Source organism: Henriciella sp., assembly GCF_049649345.1.
Classification (GTDB): Bacteria; Pseudomonadota; Alphaproteobacteria; order Caulobacterales; family Hyphomonadaceae; genus Henriciella.
The window spans coordinates 1-1,996 of record NZ_JBARZC010000264.1 but is presented as its reverse complement, the minus strand read 5'-3'; the positions used below and the strand labels follow the sequence as shown (position 1 = coordinate 1,996).

Genomic DNA, 1,996 nt, shown 5'->3' with positions numbered 1-1,996 from the left:
GTTTAAGATCTTTCCTTGCGTCAACATCAAGTTAGGAATTAACAATTATCGGGGACCGTCACCGACCACGCGGAACCGACGCCGTTGTTGTTGACAGGCCGCCTGTCAGAAGGTCACGTACGTGTTGAAGTGACCAGTTGTCGGCGATGATGTTGGTGGACATGACTTTGGCTATTCTAGAGCCTCGCCGACCGGTAGGTGAAGTCCCCGTGTCGCGCGACGATCTTCTTCAGAGACACGCACATCATAGCGCGCTGTAGTGCTCGGATCGGAATGGCCCATGAGCCGTTGCACGGTCGCCAAATCGATGCCTTGTCGTAGCAACTCTGTCCCAAATGTCCTTCGAAAATCGTGCGGAGAACAGGCCTGCACGCCGGCCTGTTGTTGGCGTTTCTTGACGATGTTGTAGATGGCCTGGTCGGATATCCGACCGGTCGCGTAGTTGACCTCGCCGGACTTCTTGACCGGCAAGAAGAGGGGGCCATCAAAGTCTTGCCGGTGCTCAATCCAATGCTCAACAGCCGCGTGTGTGCCGGGATCCGGAAACGACAACCGCTCCTTGTTGCCCTTGCCGATGACACGCAGTGTCGACGTCTCACGATCGTAGTGTTCGACGTCGATCGCCGCAACCTCGAAGCGGCGCATGCCGCAGATATACAAGAAGCCTAGGACCGCGATATCGCGCCAGGCCGCAGCCGCGTGCTGGTCATCACGGCAGGTCCGGATGATTGCCTCGAGCTCGCCGATACGGACTTCGCGGCCGGCAGGGAGACGATGCACGCGGAGCATTGCGACGTCTTGGATGTTTAACATCTCATCACGATCCATAAGGTTCATGCGCACACACACTTTGGCGATCTTGCGGATGGCTGCCAGCGTTGCATTGGTGCTGGTCGGGCTCATACCAGCGTCCTGCAGCGCGGCCTTGATCGCGATGACGTGCAAGTAGCTTAGGTTCTGCCAAGGAACCGTACGCACGTCCATCGGCTCCGGAAGCAATCGCGCTACACCGGCGAGCCGACTTTCGTAGGCGCGTTTGGAATTGGCGGAGCCGAGTTCCACCAGCATGGCGTCGACGGGGTTCGCGTGTTGGGACACAAAGGTGCCGGCGACGTCCATGGTCGGCAGCTGATCCCAGCTGACGGCCGGCAGCAGTTCGGCAATCTGTGATGACACGTCCGACATCAATCGTCCCAGTCAGTGGTCGGCTTTTTGCGGAACCGTTTCCTGAGCATCGATGCGAATCTTTCAGTTTCCCATCTTAGATATCGTGGCAACGAGGCGTGACGATCACGCGCATATTCAATCTTGCTGCCCGGATCATGAGCTTCGTAACCGACGTCGCCGGCGTAGTCGTCGTGTAGATGCTCCCATTCGGCCTTGAACAGTTGGAAGCGAGCATCCCATCGAGCTCGGAAAAACGGGGTGATCAGTCCGGCCAAGTAGGCGCCAAGGATGGTTAAGGCGGCGAGGGCAGTGCCCATCGTGTTACTCCTTCGAACTGAGTATTACTTTTGATAAGTCACATTATCATAAGTAATAGTAAGAAAGGAATCAAACCGTTGGAGCCTAGTGTTTATGCAGTTTCGACCATCTCTGCTGGATTGGCGATACGTTTCTGGTGTAATATTGCACCAATACTCGAGACTGAGAAGACGCGATGCCAAGACAAAGCATTTCACTCACCGAACCCAGCTCCGCCTGGCTCAAGCAAAAGGTCGAAGTCGAAGGCGAATATCGCAGCAACAGCGAAGCGGTCAACGACCTGATTCGCCGAGCACGTGAAATCGAGGCGATTCGCGCCCATCTCATCGAGGCCGAGCGAAGCGGATTCACCAGCTTGACTCCCGATCAGATTCTCGCCAAATCGAAAGAAGAACTGCGGCGGGATGGCAAGCTATAAGCTCACCGAGAACGCGGAACTCGATCTGATCCGGATTCACCAACGCGGCGTCCTCGAGTTTGGCGAACAACGGGCGGACAAGTACTACTGGGC

At 56.3% G+C, this 1,996-nt stretch carries 3 protein-coding genes; 1 reads left to right on the top strand and 2 read right to left on the bottom strand.

Going from position 1 to position 1,996, the window contains the following annotated elements:
* Positions 1-171: 171 nt before the first annotated feature.
* Together WA989_RS06925 and WA989_RS06920 are read right to left on the bottom strand one after the other, a co-directional pair.
* Positions 172-1,185, bottom strand: a complete 1,014-nt coding sequence (locus tag WA989_RS06925) for a tyrosine-type recombinase/integrase (RefSeq protein ID WP_424339773.1) — start codon at positions 1,183-1,185, stop codon at positions 172-174.
* Positions 1,185-1,484 carry a hypothetical protein gene (locus WA989_RS06920; protein WP_424339772.1) on the bottom strand — a complete coding sequence of 100 codons (300 nt, stop codon included), beginning with the start codon at positions 1,482-1,484 and terminating at the stop codon, positions 1,185-1,187. Before WA989_RS06920 ends, WA989_RS06925 begins: the two co-directional genes overlap by 1 nt.
* Positions 1,485-1,660: 176 nt before the next feature.
* On the opposite strand from WA989_RS06920, the gene WA989_RS06915 reads away from it, so the two are divergent.
* Positions 1,661-1,903, top strand: coding sequence for a ribbon-helix-helix domain-containing protein (locus WA989_RS06915; protein ID WP_424339771.1), 243 nt, complete (start codon positions 1,661-1,663; stop codon positions 1,901-1,903).
* Positions 1,904-1,996: the final 93 nt, after the last annotated feature.

Bases quoted from the DNA above. Each gene is read 5' to 3' on its own strand.
- WA989_RS06925 (WP_424339773.1), bottom strand. From the start codon at position 1,185: ATGTCGGACGTGTCATCACAGATTGCCGAACTGCTGCCGGCCGTCAGC.
- WA989_RS06920 (WP_424339772.1), bottom strand. From the start codon at position 1,484: ATGGGCACTGCCCTCGCCGCCTTAACCATCCTTGGCGCCTACTTGGCC.
- WA989_RS06915 (WP_424339771.1), top strand. From the start codon at position 1,661: ATGCCAAGACAAAGCATTTCACTCACCGAACCCAGCTCCGCCTGGCTC.